At 73.3% G+C, this 16,158-nt stretch carries 12 protein-coding genes; 9 read left to right on the plus strand and 3 right to left on the minus strand.

Features of this window, described 5'->3' with window-relative positions; genetic code table 11:
• Window positions 1-7: 7 nt before the first annotated feature.
• Window positions 8-1,222 carry a cation:proton antiporter gene (locus ACH4TP_RS14285; RefSeq protein ID WP_398437880.1) on the plus strand — a complete coding sequence of 405 codons (1,215 nt, stop codon included), beginning with the start codon at window positions 8-10 and terminating at the stop codon, window positions 1,220-1,222.
• Here ACH4TP_RS14285 and ACH4TP_RS14290 read toward each other — a convergent pair.
• Window positions 1,200-1,841, minus strand: a complete 642-nt coding sequence (locus tag ACH4TP_RS14290) for a TetR/AcrR family transcriptional regulator (RefSeq protein WP_389222116.1) — start codon at window positions 1,839-1,841, stop codon at window positions 1,200-1,202. The two genes, ACH4TP_RS14285 and ACH4TP_RS14290, sit on opposite strands and share 23 nt — an antisense overlap.
• A gap of 167 nt (window positions 1,842-2,008) precedes the next feature.
• On the opposite strand from ACH4TP_RS14290, the gene ACH4TP_RS14295 reads away from it, so the two are divergent.
• On the plus strand, window positions 2,009-4,282 hold the full coding sequence (locus tag ACH4TP_RS14295) for an MMPL family transporter (protein WP_398437883.1): 2,274 nt from the start codon (window positions 2,009-2,011) through the stop codon (window positions 4,280-4,282).
• 21 nt (window positions 4,283-4,303) lie between these two features.
• Window positions 4,304-5,614: a tachylectin-related carbohydrate-binding protein gene (locus ACH4TP_RS14300; RefSeq protein ID WP_398437885.1), complete on the plus strand. Its 1,311-nt coding sequence runs from the start codon at window positions 4,304-4,306 to the stop codon at window positions 5,612-5,614.
• An 81-nt stretch (window positions 5,615-5,695) separates the two neighbouring features.
• On the opposite strand, the gene ACH4TP_RS14305 is transcribed toward ACH4TP_RS14300, so the two are convergent.
• Both ACH4TP_RS14305 and ACH4TP_RS14310 read right to left on the minus strand, forming a co-directional pair.
• Window positions 5,696-5,893, minus strand: coding sequence for a helix-turn-helix transcriptional regulator (locus ACH4TP_RS14305; protein ID WP_389222108.1), 198 nt, complete (start codon window positions 5,891-5,893; stop codon window positions 5,696-5,698).
• Window positions 5,894-6,128: 235 nt separating this feature from the next.
• Window positions 6,129-7,052: a sugar phosphate isomerase/epimerase family protein gene (locus tag ACH4TP_RS14310; protein WP_398437887.1), complete on the minus strand. Its 924-nt coding sequence runs from the start codon at window positions 7,050-7,052 to the stop codon at window positions 6,129-6,131.
• Between the two features lie 49 nt (window positions 7,053-7,101).
• Here ACH4TP_RS14310 and iolC point away from each other — a divergent pair, with 49 nt between their 5' ends.
• The 6 genes from iolC (at window position 7,102) to ACH4TP_RS14340 (ending at window position 16,157) form a co-directional block, all read left to right on the plus strand.
• A complete protein-coding gene (gene iolC, locus ACH4TP_RS14315; RefSeq protein ID WP_398437889.1) occupies window positions 7,102-8,301 on the plus strand; it encodes a 5-dehydro-2-deoxygluconokinase in 1,200 nt (399 codons plus the stop codon).
• Between the two features lie 9 nt (window positions 8,302-8,310).
• Window positions 8,311-9,123 (plus strand): 5-deoxy-glucuronate isomerase, encoded by an 813-nt coding sequence (gene iolB, locus ACH4TP_RS14320; protein ID WP_398188914.1) that lies wholly within the window; start codon window positions 8,311-8,313, stop codon window positions 9,121-9,123.
• Complete coding sequence (gene iolD / locus ACH4TP_RS14325; RefSeq protein ID WP_398437891.1) at window positions 9,120-10,970, plus strand: 3D-(3,5/4)-trihydroxycyclohexane-1,2-dione acylhydrolase (decyclizing); 1,851 nt, start codon at window positions 9,120-9,122, stop codon at window positions 10,968-10,970. Before iolB ends, iolD begins: the two co-directional genes overlap by 4 nt.
• Window positions 10,971-10,984: 14 nt before the next feature.
• Complete coding sequence (mmsA, locus tag ACH4TP_RS14330) at window positions 10,985-12,487, plus strand: CoA-acylating methylmalonate-semialdehyde dehydrogenase (protein WP_398188920.1); 1,503 nt, start codon at window positions 10,985-10,987, stop codon at window positions 12,485-12,487.
• Between the two features lie 173 nt (window positions 12,488-12,660).
• Entirely contained in the window at window positions 12,661-15,297 is a 2,637-nt protein-coding gene (locus tag ACH4TP_RS14335; RefSeq protein ID WP_398437893.1) for an alpha/beta fold hydrolase, read from the plus strand.
• Window positions 15,294-16,157 carry an ABC transporter permease gene (locus tag ACH4TP_RS14340; protein WP_398188926.1) on the plus strand — a complete coding sequence of 288 codons (864 nt, stop codon included), beginning with the start codon at window positions 15,294-15,296 and terminating at the stop codon, window positions 16,155-16,157. The genes ACH4TP_RS14335 and ACH4TP_RS14340 overlap by 4 nt, the downstream gene beginning before the upstream one ends.
• Window position 16,158 lies beyond the last annotated feature (1 nt).

Raw genomic sequence — 16,158 nt, forward strand, 5'->3', positions numbered from 1 at the left:
ACCCGATATGTCGCATTCGGGGAGCACGCTCGTCCTGATCATGGCGATCGCCGTCCTGGCGCCGCTGCTGGCCTACTGGGTGGGGCGCAGACTCCCCGTCCCCCTCGTCATCTTCGAGATCCTGCTCGGCATCCTCATCGGCCCCGACGTCCTCGACTGGGCCCGCCCCGACCCGCTGATCGACGGGCTCTCGCAGCTCGGCCTCACCATGCTGATCTTCCTCGCCGGATACGAGATCGAGTTCGGCAAGGTGCGCGGCGACACCCTCAGGCGCTCCGTGTGGGCCTGGGTGATCGCCCTCGGCCTCGGACTCGGCACCGGCGTCCTGCTCGGCGGCGGCTACACCAAGGGCGTCTTCATCGGCGTCGCCCTGACCAGCACCGCGCTCGGCACCGTCCTGCCGGTGCTGCGGGACGCCGGCGACCTCCACGGGCGGTTCGGCTCGGTCGTCATGGCCTTCGGCGCGGTCGGCGAGTTCGGCCCGATCATCGCGATGGCGCTGCTGCTCAGCGGGCGGGGCGCCGCCGAGTCCACCGCCCTCCTCGCCGTCTTCGCCGCGCTCACGGCCGGGGCCGTCGTCTGGGCGCTGCGGCCCCGCCCGCCGTGGTTCTCGAAGGTCATCGCCAGGACCCTGCACAGCAGCGGCCAGTTCGCGGTCCGCTTCGTCTTCCTGCTGCTCGCCGTGATGCTCGGGGCGTCCACGGCGCTCGGGCTCGACGTGCTGCTCGGCGCCTTCGCGGCCGGGCTCATCACCCGGCTCGTGCTGACCGGGGCCGCGCCCGAATCCGGGCCGCAGATCCTGGAGAAGGTCGAGGGCGTCGGCTTCGGCTTCCTCGTCCCCGTCTTCTTCGTCGTCACCGGGATCGAGTTCGACCTCGACTCGCTCCTCGACGGGGGCAGGACCCTGCTCCTGCTGCCGGTCTTCCTGCTGCTCTTCCTGGCCGTGCGCGGCGGGCCGATCTGGTTCCTCGCCCCGCGCGACCTCGGCCGCCGGGACCGGGGCGGGCTCGTCCTGTACGGCTCCACGGCGCTGCCGCTCGTCGTCGCGATCACCACCATCGGCGTGGACGACCAGGAGCTGACGGCCGGCGAGGCGGCGGCGCTCGTCGGGGCCGGGATGCTCTCCGTACTGGTCTTCCCGCTGCTCGCCCTGAAGCTGCGGGCGCGGAAGGGGAGCACGGTGCCCTCCCCGGAGTCGGTCAGCGGAGCGGAGTCGTGGTGACCGCTCCGTCGACCAGCGGGGAGAGGTAGCGGAGCAGGACCGTCTTCAGCTCGGCGATCGTCGCGTCCCGCTCGGCGCCCTCGGGGGCGGCCAGGACGAGCCCCAGGCCGCCCTTGAAGATCGCGAAGGTCATGTCGGCGATCCGGGCGCGCTCCTCGGCCGACAGGGCGGGCGCGAAGTGCGCGATCACGTCCCGTACCGAGGTCAGCAGGTTGGCATGCAGGGCGTCGTGCTCCTCGGCGATCCGGCCGGGTATCTCGGAGCCGTGCATCAGGGCCAGGAAGACCGGGTTCTCGCAGTTGAACTCGATCATCGGGTCGACGACGACGTCGAGCAGCTCGGGCAGCGGCAGGGTGAGGTTCGCCGGGGTGAACGCCTGGCCGTGGGCCGTGCGCATCTCGTGCAGGAGGCGCTCGCCGAGCTCGATCGCGATGGCCTCCTTGTTCGGGAAGTACTGGTAGAGCGTGCCGGGCGAGACGCTCGCCTCCCGGGCGATCGCGTTGGTGCTGGTCGCCGTGTACCCGTACGCGCAGAAGACGTTCGCGGCGGCCTGGAGCAGCTGCGCGATGCGGCGCTCGCCGCGTGCCTGGCGGCGGCGCGGTTTCGTTTCTTCGGACATGGCTGTCCCCAGGTCTCCTCGACACACGTTTGACAAACACGAGAGGCCGCTCGCATTCTTGAGAAACGCGAGTGATCACTCGTGTTTGCCAGTCTATGGCAATGGGTGACCCATGCGACCTGCCGGGAAGCGTGTGCGCACGGGTCAGGTGAAGGGGACACCGGGGCATGGCCGAAGTCAAGAAATCAGCGTCCGGCGGGTCAGGCGGGGGATGGACGCGGTTCGTGACCGCCCGCCCGCGCCTCACCCTCCTGGTGGCCCTCGTGCTCACCGCGCTCGCCGTCCTCGCGGGCGGCGGCGTCGCGGACCACATGGGCAGCGGCGGCTGGGAGGACCCCGCCGCCGAGTCCACGTACGCCACCAAGGCCCTGGAGAAGCAGTTCCCCGGCTCCCAGCCGAACGTGCTGCTCCTCGTCGACGCCGGGAAGGGCGGGGGCGCCGGAGCCGGCGGCACCGCCCGCGTCGACGACCCCGCCGTCGCCGCCGAGGCCCGGCGGCTCGCCGAGCGGCTCGACGCCGAACCGGGCGTCGACGGCGTCGGCTCCTACTGGTCCACCGGCTCGCCCGCCCTGCGCTCGAAGGACGGCCGCCAGGCCGTGATCGCCGCCCGGATCGCCGGCGACGAGAAGGACGCCTCCGCCGTCCTCGACCGCATCGCCCCCGCCTACCGGGGCGTCCACGGCCCCGTCGAGGTCTCCCTCGGCGGCGGGCTCGCCGTCCGGCACGAGATGCAGACGGTCGTCCAGGAGGACCTCCTGCGGGCCGAGCTCATCGCCCTGCCCCTCACCCTGATCCTGCTCGTCGTGGTCTTCGGCAGCGCCGTCGCCGCCCTGCTGCCGCTCGGCGTCGGCATCGTCGCCATCCTCGGGACCAACGCCGTCCTGCGTGGCATCACCGAGTTCACCGACGTCTCCGTCTTCGCGCAGAACCTGACGACCGCCCTCGGGCTCGGACTCGCCATCGACTACGCCCTGTTCGTCGTCCGCCGCTACCGCGAGGAGCTCGCGGCCGGCGCCGACACGTACACCGCCGTCCGCGCCACGCTGCGCACGGCCGGGCGGACCGTGCTCTTCTCCGCCCTGACCGTCGCCGTCTCGCTCGCCGCGATGCTGGTCTTCCCGCAGTACTTCCTGCGCTCCTTCGCGTACGCCGGGATCGCCGTCGTCCTGCTCGCCGCCACCGCCGCGCTCACCCTCCTCCCGGCCGCCCTCGTGCTGCTCGGCGACCGGGTCAACGCCCTCGACCTGCGGCGCCTCCTGCGGCGCGGCCGGGCGGCCGGTGCGGGCCGGAGCGAGGCCACCGGCGCCGGCTGGGCGCGGGCCGCCGCCCTGGTGATGCGCCGGGCACCCGTCTTCGCCATCGTCACCACCGCCGGACTCGTCCTCCTCGGGACACCCTTCCTCGGTGTCAGGTTCGGCACCGCCGACGACCGCCAGCTCCCCGCCACCACCTCCTCCCGGGTCGTCCAGGACCGGCTGAGGGACGGCTTCCCGGGCAACCCCGGCGGCGCCGTCACCGTCCTCGCCGAAGGGACGACCACCCCCGCGCGGTACGCCGACTACCGCGAGCGGATCGCCGCCCTCGACGGCGTCGTCCGGGTCGAGGGACCCGTCACCGCCGGCGGCGGCACCGCCTACTTCACCGTGGTCCCCGAGGGCGAGACCGTCGGCCCCGACGCCCAGCGCGTCGTCGGGGAACTGCGCGCGACCGAAGCGCCGTTCGCGACCTCCGTCACCGGACCGGCCGCCGTCCTCGTCGACTCCAAGGACGCCATCGGCGAGCGGCTGCCCTGGGCGGCGGGCATCATCGTCCTCGTCACCCTGCTCCTCGTCTTCCTCCTCACCGGCAGCGTCCTCGTCCCGGTCCAGGCCGTCCTCCTCAACGCCCTCAGCCTCACCGCGATGTTCGGCGCCGTCGTCTGGGTCTTCCAGGAGGGCCACCTCTCCGGCCTCCTCGGCTTCACCGCCACCGGGGACATCGAGACCACCCTGCCCGTGCTCATGTTCTGCGTGGCCTTCGGACTCTCCATGGACTACGGGGTGTTCCTGCTCTCCCGCATCAGGGAGGAGTACGACGCCACCGGCGACCACGAGCACTCCGTCCGCTTCGGACTGCGCCACACCGGCGGCCTGATCACCGCCGCCGCCGTGATCCTCGCCGTCGTCATGGTCGCCATCGGCACCTCCCGCGTCACCAACACCAAGATGCTCGGACTCGGCGTCGCCCTCGCCGTCCTCATGGACGCGACGGTGGTCCGCAGCCTCCTCGTCCCCGCCGTGATGAAGCTGACCGGCCGCCTCACCTGGTGGGCACCGGCACCGCTGCGCCGCTTCCACGACCGCTTCGGCATCAGCGAGACGGACGGGCACAACCTTTCACCGACCCCGGGTGTCGAAGAGGTGTCCGGAAGGTGGAGGGAGACCACCTCGCCGCGCGGTTGAGAGGCACCCCCGGGGGGATTCGTGACACGTATACGCACGGCGCTGGTTCTGGCGGCGGCCCTGTTCGCCGGGGTCGCGCCGGCGGGGCTCGGGGGAGTGGCGGTGGCCGCTCCTCCCGCCCCGGCGGTGGCCGAGGTGGGCACGGTCGTCCAGGAGGGGGGCCGGCTGACGGTTCCGGCGGGCGGCGAGGGGCCGGTGACGCTGCGGCTCAAGGCCACGCTGCCGGCCGGGGTCACCGGTCCGGTGAACGCGGACATCGGTCTGCCCGTCGTGAACTACCCGCCCGCAGGGCCCAACCCGCGCCGGCTGGCCGTCGCGCTGCACTCCACCTGCTCGGTGAACGGCGGGGCCTTCGCGGTCTGCGAGTGGGACGCGCCGCAGGCCGACGGCATCGACTACCCGTACTCGGTACGGCTCGTGCTCCCGGTCGCCCGGGCGGCGGCCACGCTCACCTACGCGGTCACGATCGACACCTCCTCGCAGCAGAGCTGGGTCGGCTCCCTCGACGCGCCCGTCACGCTGCGGGACTCCGCGGGCGCCGTCGTCGCCCAGGGCGGGGCCGGGCTCGACTTCGTCCCCGGAGTCCTGCCGGACCCGGAGACCATGGGGGTCGTCCACGCCCGGGACAAGGCGGGCGTCCTCTGGCGGTACGAGGGCACGAGCCGCGTCGACCGGCCCTTCCGGCCGCGCAAGAAGATCGGCGGCGGCTGGAACGCGTACACCGCGATCGTCCCGCTCGGCCACGCCACCGCGGCCGGGCAGGGCGACCTCGTGGCCCGCGACAAGGCCGGGATCCTCTGGTACTACAAGGGCACCGGAAACCCCGACGCCCCCTTCGCCCCCCGCGTCCGCCTCGGCGGCGGCTGGAACGTCTACACGGCCCTCACCGTGAGCCCCCGGGGAGAACTCGTGGGCCGCGACAAGGCCGGTGTCCTCTGGTTCCACGCCTGGAACCGGGAGAGCGAGCCCTTCTCCATCGACTCGCGCCTGCGCGAAGGCGCCGGCTGGAACATCTACACCACCCTGAACCAGTTCGGCTGGGGCGCCCTCGCCCGCGACACGAGCGGCGTGCTGTGGAAGTACGACGCCGCCATCGCCGAGCCGACCCGGATCTACCAGCGGCGCGTACGAGTGGGCGCCGGCTGGAACGCGTACACCTCGATCACCACCATGCGCGACGTCGGCGGGGACCGCGAGCCGGACCTCGTCGCCCGCGACAGGACGGGCAAGCTCTGGCTCTACCAGAGCGTGATCAAGAACGGCGTCCAGGTCCCCTCGCCGACCCGCACACCGGTCGGCCTCGGCTGGAACATCTACGACCTGATGTTCTGAGCCTCCTTCAGGTCCCCCACGGCAGGACGCCGGGCCCCGGAGCGTTCCGGGGCCCGGCGTCCTCGTCCGGGGCCGGGCCCGTCAGTCGCGGCGGGCCCGGTTGCCCGGGCGGCTGGCGACCCAGGCGCGGATCGTGTCCGCGTACCAGTAGGGCTTGCCGGACTCCACGTGGTCGGGGGCCGGAAGAAGCCCGTGCTTCCGGTAGGAGCGGACCGTGTCGGGCTGCACGCGGATGTGTGCGGCGATGTCCTTGTACGTCCAGAGCCTTCTGTCCGTCATGCCTGGTACCTCCCTGCGCGCCGCGCAGCGGCGGCGGGGGTGCCGTTCGGGGGCGCTGCGGGCGGGCGGTTGATCAGCCTGTGCCCGGTGCAACGCCCCTTCCGACAGGAGGGGAGCGGCTGTTGAACGCCTGTGACGCAAAGCCCGCGTAACGGAGACAAGCGTGACGGAAACGGCACAGCCGCCCACCGGTGTGCCCGCGTGCGTCACCGCTGCTCAGGGCGGTATGCGCCGCTCACACCCCGCACGAGCGGAGGAAGTGCCGGGTGCGCAGGGCGATCGGGTACGGGACGTCCGGCTCGCACGGGTACATGTCCTGCTCGACGATCGCGAACAGGTCCGCGTCCAGCGCCGACGCGGCGGCGAGCACCGGTTCCAGCGCGGGCACCCCCGACGGCGGCTCGCACATCACGCCCCGCGCCACCGCAGGACCGAACGGCACCCCCTCGGCCACCACCCCGGCCAGGACCTCCGGGTCGACCTGCTTGAGGTGCAGGTAGCCGATCCGCTCCCCGTACGTCTCGATCAGCTTGACGCTGTCCCCGCCGGCGTACGCGTAGTGCCCGGTGTCCAGGCAGAGCGCGACCGCGTCCGGGTCGGTGGCGTCGAGGAAGCGCGTCACGCTCTCCTCGCCGTCGAGGTGGGTGTCGGCATGCGGATGGACCACGATCCGCAGCCCGTACCGCTCGCGCACCTCCCGGCCCAGACGCTCCGTCAGACCCGTCAGGTCCCGCCACTGCCCGGCGGTGAGCGTCGCGTCCTCCAGGACCTCGCCCGTCCGGTCGTCCCGCCAGAACGACGGGATGACGACGAGGTGCTCCGCGCCCATGGCCTGGGCGAGGGCGGCGTTCTCCGCGACGTGCGCCCAGGTCCGGTCCCAGACGTCCGGTCCTCGGTGGAGCCCCGTGAAGACCGTCCCCGCCGAGACCCGCAGGCCGCGCCGCGCGGTCTCCTCCGCGAGGACCCCCGGATCGGTGGGCAGATAGCCGTACGGACCGAGCTCGATCCACTCGTAGCCGGCCCCCGAGACCTCGTCGAGGAACCGCTGCCACGGCACCTGCCGGGGATCGTCGGGGAACCACACCCCCCAGGAGTCCGGGGCGGAGCCGATCCGGATGCGGGACCGCGGGGACGAGGGCTGCGGCGACGACTTCGTCATGCCTGCCACCTTGACCGGGGTCCGAGAGCAGCGTCAAGCAGTCGTCCGAATGTCCGGACATATCGTTGACACGCCTCCCGGCGGACGACTAGACCTGAGGGACGGAGCCGCCGGACAGGCCCCGACCGAGAGGTGGCGCGTGGAGACGGAGCCGTACGACCTGATCGCCATGGGGCGCCTCGGCGTGGACCTGTACCCGCTCCAGACCGGCGTCGGGCTCGACCGGGTCGAGACCTTCCGCAAGTTCCTCGGCGGCTCCCCGGCCAACGTGGCCGTCGCCGCCGCCCGCCTCGGCCGCCGCACCGCGCTGGTCTCCCGCACCGGTGCCGACCCCTTCGGCGGCTATCTGCGCCGCGAGCTCAAGGGCTTCGACGTGGACGGCCGCTGGGTGACCGAGGTCGACGCGTACCCCACCCCCGTCACCTTCTGCGCGCTCTTCCCGCCCGACGACTTCCCGCTCTACTTCTACCGCCGCCCGAAGGCCCCCGACCTGGAGATCCGGCCGGACGAGCTCGACCTCGACGCGATCCGCGCCGCCCGGGTCTTCTGGGCGACCGGCACCGGCCTGTGCGCCGAACCCAGCCGCACCGCCACCCTGGAGGCCCTGCGGGCCCGCTCCGGCCGGGAGACGACCGTCCTCGACCTGGACTGGCGGCCGATGTTCTGGGCGGACCCGGCGGCGGCCCGCCCGTACTACGCCGAGGCGCTGCGGTACGCGACCGTCGCCGTCGGCAACCTCGACGAGTGCGAGGTCGCCACCGGGGAGCGGGAGCCGGAGGCCGCCGCCCGCGCCCTCCTCGCGACCGGCGCGGTCCGGCTCGCCGTCGTCAAACAGGGCCCCGCGGGCGTCCTCGCGCTCGCCGCCGACGGCACCCGCGCCGAGGTGCCGCCGCTGCCGGTCGAGGTCGTCAACGGTCTCGGCGCGGGCGACGCGTTCGGCGGGTCCCTCGTCGACGGCCTCCTCTCCGGCCGGGACCTCACCACCGTCCTGCGCCACGCCAACGCCGCCGGCGCCATCGTCGCGGGCCGCCTCGCCTGCTCCGCCGCCATGCCGGACGCCACGGAGATCGCCACGGCCCTGGCAACGGGCAGCGGCACCCTGCCGGACGCCTCAGAGGCCGGCGGCGGTGCCTCGCCGGGAGCCCCCGAGCCGGGCGGCGGGCCTCTCCCGGAAGCCTCCGCGGCCGGCAGCGGTGCCTCGCCGGGCGCTCCCGAGCCGGGCAGCGGCACCCTGCCGGAACCGGGGTAGGGATCCGTCATGCAGACGAGCCTCCACCTTCCCGCCGGGACCGCCGCCCGCGGCCCGTACGCCGTCGACATCGACCCCGAGCGGGCCGGATGGACGTACTCCGCGCTGCGGGTCCTCGCCCTCGGACCGGGGGAGGAGCACTCCTTCGAGAGCGGGGATCGTGAATGGGTCGTGCTTCCCCTCGCCGGTGCCTGTAGCGTGCGCGTCGACGGCGAGATCCTCGAACTCCTGGGCCGCGCGAGCGTGTTCGACGGAGTGACCGACTTCGCCTATGTACCGCGCGACACCCACGCCCAGATCGCCTCCGGCGCGGGGGGCCGCTTCGCTTTGGCAGGAGCGAAGTGCGAGCGACGACTCCCCGCCCGCTACGGCCCCGCGCCGGAGGTTCCCGTCGAGACCAGGGGCAGCGGCAACCGCGCCCGCACCGTGCGGAACTTCGCCTCGGCGGACGCCTTCGACTGCGACCGGCTCATCGCCGTCGAGGTGGTCACGCCCGGCGGGAACTGGTCCTCCTACCCGCCGCACAAGCACGACGAGCACCGGCCCGGCGCCGAATCCGTCCTGGAGGAGATCTACTACTACGAGGTCCGGGGCCCCCACGGCTACGGATACCAGCGGATCTCGCCCTCCCGGCCCGGCGGCGCCGACCTCCTCGCCGAGGTGCGGGGCGGCGACGCCGTCCTCGTCCCCGACGGCTGGCACGGGCCCTCGATCGCCCAGCCGGGGCACGACCTCTACTACCTCAACGTCATGGCGGGCCCCGGCCCCGAAAGGGAGTGGAAGATCTGCTTCCACCCGGACCACACGGAGGGGTACGCATGAGGCTCACCGTCGCGCAGGCCCTCGTCCGCTTCCTCGCCGCCCAGTACACCGAGCGCGACGGCGTCCGGCAGCGGCTCATCACCGCCACCTGGGGCATCTTCGGCCACGGCAACGTCGCCGGCATCGGCCAGGCACTGGTCGAGGAGGAGGGCATGCCCTTCCACCAGGGCCGCAACGAACAGGCCATGGTGCACGCCGCCGTCGGCTACGCCCGCCAGGAGAACCGGCTCTCCGCGCACGCCGTCACCACCTCCATCGGCCCCGGCGCCACCAACCTCGTCACCGGCGCCGCCCTCGCCACGATCAACCACCTCCCGGTCCTCCTGCTGCCCGGCGACACCTTCGCCGGCCGCCCCGCCGACCCCGTCCTCCAGCAGCTCCAGGTCCCGTACGCGGGCGACGTGTCCGTCAACGACTGCCTGCGCCCGGTGTCGAAGTACTTCGACCGGGTCACCCGGCCCGAGGCCCTGATCCCGGCCGCCCTCGCCGCCGCCCGCGTCCTCGCCGACCCCGTCGAGACCGGCGCCGTGACCCTCGCCCTGCCCCAGGACGTGCAGGCCGAGGCGTACGACTGGCCGGAGGGGTTCTTCGCCGAGCGGATCTGGCCCGTCCGCCGCCCCCGCCCCGCCACGGAGGAGCTCGACGCCGCCGTCCGGGCCGTGAAGGCCGCGAAACGACCGCTGGTCATCGCGGGCGGCGGCGTGAAGCACAGCCGCGCCGAGGACGCGCTGCGCGAGCTGGCCGAGCGCACCGGCCTCCCCGTCGCCAGTACCCAGGCCGGCAAGGGCGTCCTCCCGTACGACCACCACTGCGACGTCGGCGGCATCGGCCACACCGGCACCGACATCGCGAACGTCCTCGCCCGCACCGCCGACCTGGTCATCGGCGTCGGCACCCGCTTCACCGACTTCACCACCGCGTCCGGCACCCTCTTCCGTCCCGACACGCCGTTCCTCAACCTCAACATCGCCGCGTTCGACGCCCACAAACAGGCCGCGCTGCCCCTCGTCGCCGACGCCCGCGAGGGCCTCGCCGCCCTCACCGAGGCGCTCGGCGGACACCGGCGGAGCAGGGCCGAGTGGCACCGCTCGAAGGCCGCCTGGCAGCAGCGGACCGACACCGCGTACGCCGTCCCCGACGAGGACGCCCGCCCCACCCAGACCCAGGTCCTCGGCGTACTCGACACTCTGGTCGACGGCAGCGACATCCTGATCAACGCCGCCGGCTCGCTCCCCGGCGACCTCCACAAGCTCTGGCGGACCCGCTCCCCGGACCAGTACCACGTCGAGTACGGCTACTCCTGCATGGGATACGAGATCCCCGCCGCGATCGGCGTCCTGCTCGCCGCGCCCGGCCGGCCCGTCTGGGCCCTCGTCGGCGACGGTACATACTTGATGAATCCCACCGAAATCGTCACCGCCGTCCAGGAGGGGCTGCCGCTGAAGCTGGTGATCCTGCAGAACCACGGGTACGCCTCCATCGGCGGTCTCTCCGAGGCCGTCGGCGCCGAGCGGTACGGCACCGACTACCGCCATCGCGCGGACGACGGCAGCTTCACCGGCCCCCCGCTCCCCGTCGACCTCGGCGCCAACGCCGCCTCCCTCGGGATGCGGGTCCTGCGCCCCCGCACCGTCCGTGACCTGCGGGAAGCCCTTGCGGACGCCCGGACGGCCACGGATCCCACATGTGTCTACGTCGAGACCGAAACGGCAGACAGTGTGTCGGGCCCGCCCCCGGCCCAGGCGTGGTGGGATGTGCCCGTGGCCGAGACGTCGACCCGCCCGTCGGCGGTCAAGGCCCGCGAGGAGTACGACCGGCACGTCACCGCCCGACGCCGCCATCTCTGAAGGAGTAACTCGTCATGACGAAGAGCGTCCACCACTGGATCGGTGGCAAGACCGTCGAGGGCACGTCGGGCAACTGGGGCCCGGTCACCGACCCGGCCACCGGTGCCGTCACCACCCAGGTCGCCCTCGCCTCGGTGGAGGAGGTCGACGCGGCCGTCGCCGCCGCGAAGGACGCCTTCGCCACCTGGGGCACCTCCTCGCTCGCCCAGCGCACCACGATCCTCTTCAAGTTCCGCGCGCTGCTCGACGCCAACCGCGACGCGATCGCCGAGCTGATCGTCGCCGAGCACGGCAAGGTCCACTCCGACGCCCTCGGCGAGGTCGCCCGCGGCCTGGAGATCGTCGACCTGGCCTGCGGCATCACCACCCAGCTCAAGGGCGAGCTGTCCACCCAGGTCTCCAACCGCGTGGACGTGGCCTCGATCCGTCAGCCCGTCGGCGTCGTCGCCGGCATCACGCCCTTCAACTTCCCGGCCATGGTGCCGATGTGGATGTTCCCGATCGCCATCGCGACCGGCAACACCTTCATCCTCAAGCCCAGCGAGAAGGACCCGTCCCCGTCCCTGAAGATCGCCGAGCTGCTCGCCGAGGCGGGCCTGCCGGACGGCGTCTTCAACGTCGTCCACGGCGACAAGGTGGCCGTCGACCGCCTCCTAGAGCACCCGGACGTCTCCGCGGTCTCCTTCGTCGGCTCGACCCCGATCGCCCGCTACATCCACACCACCGCCTCCGCCAACGGCAAGCGCGTCCAGGCGCTCGGCGGCGCGAAGAACCACATGCTGGTCCTCCCGGACGCCGACCTCGACGCGGCGGCCGACGCGGCCGTCTCCGCGGCCTACGGCTCGGCCGGCGAGCGCTGCATGGCGATCTCCGCGGTCGTGGCCGTCGGCTCCATCGGCGACACCCTCGTCGAGAAGATCCGCGAGCGCGCCGAGAAGATCAAGATCGGCCCCGGCACCGACCCCACCTCCGAGATGGGCCCGCTCATCACGGCCGTCCACCGCGACAAGGTCGCCTCCTACGTGAAGGGCGCGGCGGACGAGGGCTGCGAGGTCGTCCTCGACGGCACCGGCTACACGGTCGAGGGCCACGAGAACGGCCACTGGATCGGCCTGTCCCTCCTGGACCACGTCCCGACCACGGCCAAGGCCTACCAGGACGAGATCTTCGGCCCGGTCCTCTGCGTGCTGCGCGCCGACACGTACGAGGAGGGCCTCGCCCTCATCAACGCCTCGCCGTTCGGCAACGGCACCGCGATCTTCACCCGTGACGGCGGCGCCGCCCGCCGCTTCCAGCTGGAGGTCGAGGCCGGCATGGTCGGCGTGAACGTGCCGATCCCGGTGCCGGTGGGCTACCACTCCTTCGGTGGCTGGAAGGACTCGCTCTTCGGCGACCACCACATCTACGGCAACGACGGCATCCACTTCTACACCCGCGGCAAGGTCGTCACCACCCGCTGGCCCGACCCGTCCGACGCCCCCGCCGGCGTCGACCTGGGCTTCCCGCGCAACCACTGATCCACCGACGGCCGACGGCCCCCGGGGTGCTGGACAGCACGCCCCGGGGGCCGTCGGTCCTTCCCGTACCGCGCCCGCTGTACGGGAACGGTGCCGTGTACGACCTGAGAAGGCCGCCGATCTCCGTCCGTGGTCAGCCGTGCCCCGAGGTCCCGCCCCCTAGGCTCGACGCCATGCGACTCCGACTTCCCCGGTGGGCCGCGGTCACCGCGGCGCTCGCCGTTCTCGCGGGCGCCGGCACGTGGACCGCCGTCGCCCAGGACGATCCACCGCCCGTCACGCGCGCGGACCGGATGCTCGACGTCGACGGGGTACGGCTCGACACCTCGTACTTCACCGGCCCCGGCGACGGCAGACGCCCCGCCGTCCTCCTCGGCCACGGCTTCGGCGGCTCCAAGGACGACGTCCGCGCCCAGGCCGAGGGCCTCGCCCGCGACGGCTACGCCGTCCTCACCTGGTCCGCCCGCGGCTTCGGCGCCTCCACCGGGCGGATCGGCCTCAACGACCCCGACCACGAGGTCAAGGACGTCTCGAAGCTGATCGACTGGCTCGCCGCCCGTCCCGAGGTCCTCCTCGACAAGCCCGGCGACCCGCGCGTCGGCATCACCGGCGCCTCGTACGGCGGCGCGATCTCCCTGCTCGCCGCGGGACACGACCCGCGCGTCGACGCGATCGCCCCCCAGATCACCTACTGGAACCTCGCCGACGCCCTCTTCCCCAACGGCGTCTTCAAGAAGCTCTGGGCCGGGATCTTCTTCTCTGCGGGCCAGCCGGCCCCGGGCCGGGGGAGCGACTCCTGCGGCCGGTTCACCGCCGAACTCTGCTCGCTCTACCAGCGCGTCGCCGTCTCCGGGAAGCCCGACGCCGCCGCCCGCGCCCTCCTCGAAGCCCGCAGCCCCTCCGCCGTCGGCGCGCGCGTCAAGGTGCCCGCGCTCCTCGTCCAGGGCCAGTCCGACTCGCTCTTCACCCTCGCCCAGTCCGACGCCATGGCCCGTGCCCTCACGGCCAACGGCGCCCCCGTCGCCGTCGACTGGATCGCCGGCGGCCACGACGGCGGAGACCGCGAGACCGAGCGCGTCGAACGCCGCATCAGCACCTGGTTCGACCGCTGGCTGAAGCACGACGCCTCCGCCGACACCGGCCCCGCCTTCCGCGTCAGCCGCACCGGCGGCGTCGACTCCACCGACGGGCGGGCCACCCTGCGCGCCGCGACCGCCGACCGCTACCCGGGCCTCACCTCCGGCACCACGGACCTCGCCCTCGGCGGGCCGCCGCAGACCTTCACCAACCCCGCGGGCGCCGCACCGCCCGCCGTGTCGGCCGTCCCCGGCCTCGGCGGCGGACTCTCCGGACTCTCCTCCCTCGGCGTCGGCCTCTCCCTCGACTTCCCCGGCCAGTACGCCCGGTTCGAGGCGAAGCCGCAGACCCGGGCCCTGCGGATCACCGGCACGCCGACCGTCCGCGTCAGGGTCGCCTCCACCGCCGCCGACGGTTCCGCCGTCCTCTTCGCCAAGGTGTACGACGTGGGGCCCGACGGCCGGCAGCAGGTGCTGCCCGCCCAGCTCGTCGCCCCCGTCCGCGTCGACGGCGCCAAGGCCGGGAAGAGCCTCACGCTGACCCTGCCCGCGATCGACCACGAGGTGGAGGCCGGGCACCGGCTGCGGCTCGTCGTCGCCGCCACCGACCTCGGCTACGCCTCCCCGGCGGTCCCCGCCGGCTACACCGTCGCCGTCGAGGGCCCGCTCACCGTGCCCACCGCGCCCGGCCTCTCCACCCAGGCCGCCGCCCTGCCCTGGTGGGTCTGGGGCCTGCCGCTCCTCGGCCTCGCCGGAGCCGCCGCCCTCCTGCTCACCGCCCGCCGGAAGACGGCCGCCCCCGCACCCGACCCCGAACTCGCCGCCGTACCGCTCCAGATCACGGGCCTGTCGAAGAAGTACAAGGGCGGTGACCGGTACAGCGTCCGGGACCTGTCCTTCCGCGTCGAACAGGGCCAGGTCCTCGGCCTGCTCGGGCCGAACGGCGCGGGCAAGACCACCACCCTGCGCATGCTGATGGGCCTCATCACCCCCGACGAGGGCGAGATCCGGGTCTTCGGCCAGGCCATCAGGCCGGGCGCCCCGGTCCTCTCCCGCGTCGGCGCCTTCGTCGAGGGCGCCGGCTTCCTGCCGCACCTGTCGGGCCGGGAGAACCTGGACCTGTACTGGAAGGCCACCGGTCGCCCCGCCGAGGACGCCCACGTCGACGAGGCCCTGCGGATCGCGAACCTGGGCGGCGCCCTCGAACGGGCCGTCCGCACCTACTCGCAGGGCATGCGGCAGCGCCTCGCCCTCGCCCAGGCCATGCTGGGCCTGCCCGACCTGCTGATCCTCGACGAGCCGACCAACGGACTCGACCCGCCGCAGATCCGCGAGATGCGCGAGGTGATGATCCGGTACGCGGCCGGGGGCCGGACCGTCATCGTCTCCAGCCACCTCCTCGCCGAGGTCGAGCAGTCCTGCACCCATCTGGTCGTCATGGACCGGGGGCAGCTCGTGCAGGCCGGACCGGTCGCCGAGATCACCGGCAACGGCGACACCCTCCTGGTGAGCCTGGCCGGGGAGATCGACGACGCCCTCGTCGCGAAGGTCGACGCCCTGACCGGCGTCGGCGCGGCGACCCGCGCCGACGAAGGACTCCTGGTCCGGCTCGACGGCATCGACCCGACCGCCCTCATCGGCGAACTCGTCCGCCTGGACGTGCCGCTGACCGGCGTCGGCCCCCACCGGCGTCTGGAGGACGCCTTCCTGACCCTGATCGGAGGAGCCGCGTGACCACCGCGTCCGTGCCCACGAGTGCCCCCGGCTACCGGCCCGGACGCACCCTGCCCCTGCGCGTCGAGGCCCTCCGCCAGTGGAAGCGCCGGCGCACCCTGGTCATGGGCGGCATCCTCGTCGCCCTGCCCTTCGTCCTCATCGTGGCCTTCGCGATCGGCGGCCCCGGGGACGGCGACAACAACGGCCGCATCACCCTGATGGACACGGCGACGGCCTCCGGCGCCAACTTCGCCGCGACCTGCCTGTTCGTCTCGGCCGGTTTCCTCCTCGTCATCCCGGTGGCGCTGTTCTGCGGGGACACCATCGCCTCCGAGGCGAGCTGGTCCTCCCTGCGGTACCTGCTCGCCGCGCCCGTCCCGCGCTCCCGGCTCCTCGCCTCCAAGCTGGCGGTCGCCCTCGCCTACAGCGCGGCCGCGATGCTCCTCCTGCCGCTCGTGGCCCTGGTGGCGGGCACGGTCGCCTACGGCTGGGGTCCGCTCCAGCTGCCGACGGGCGGCTCCGTCCCGGCCGGGGACGCCCTGCTCAGGCTCGCCGTCGCCGTCGCCTTCGTCTTCGCCTCCCAACTGGTCACCGCGGGACTCGCCTTCTGGCTGTCCACCCGCACCGACGCCCCGCTGGGCGCGGTGGGCGGCGCCGTCGGCCTGACGATCGTCGGCAACGTCCTGGACGCCGTCACGGCGCTCGGCGACTGGCGCGACTTCCTGCCCGCGCACTGGCAGTTCGCCTGGATCGACGCGCTCCAGCCCCAGCTGGAGTGGGGCGGCATGGTGAAGGGAACGGCGATCTCCCTGACGTACGCCCTGGTCCTCTTCGCGCTCGCCTTCCGCGGCTTCGCCCGCAAGGACATCGTGTCGTAGC

Origin of the sequence: Streptomyces sp. NPDC021012 (genome assembly GCF_044333355.1) — a bacterium.
GTDB lineage: Bacteria > Actinomycetota > Actinomycetes > Streptomycetales > Streptomycetaceae > Streptomyces.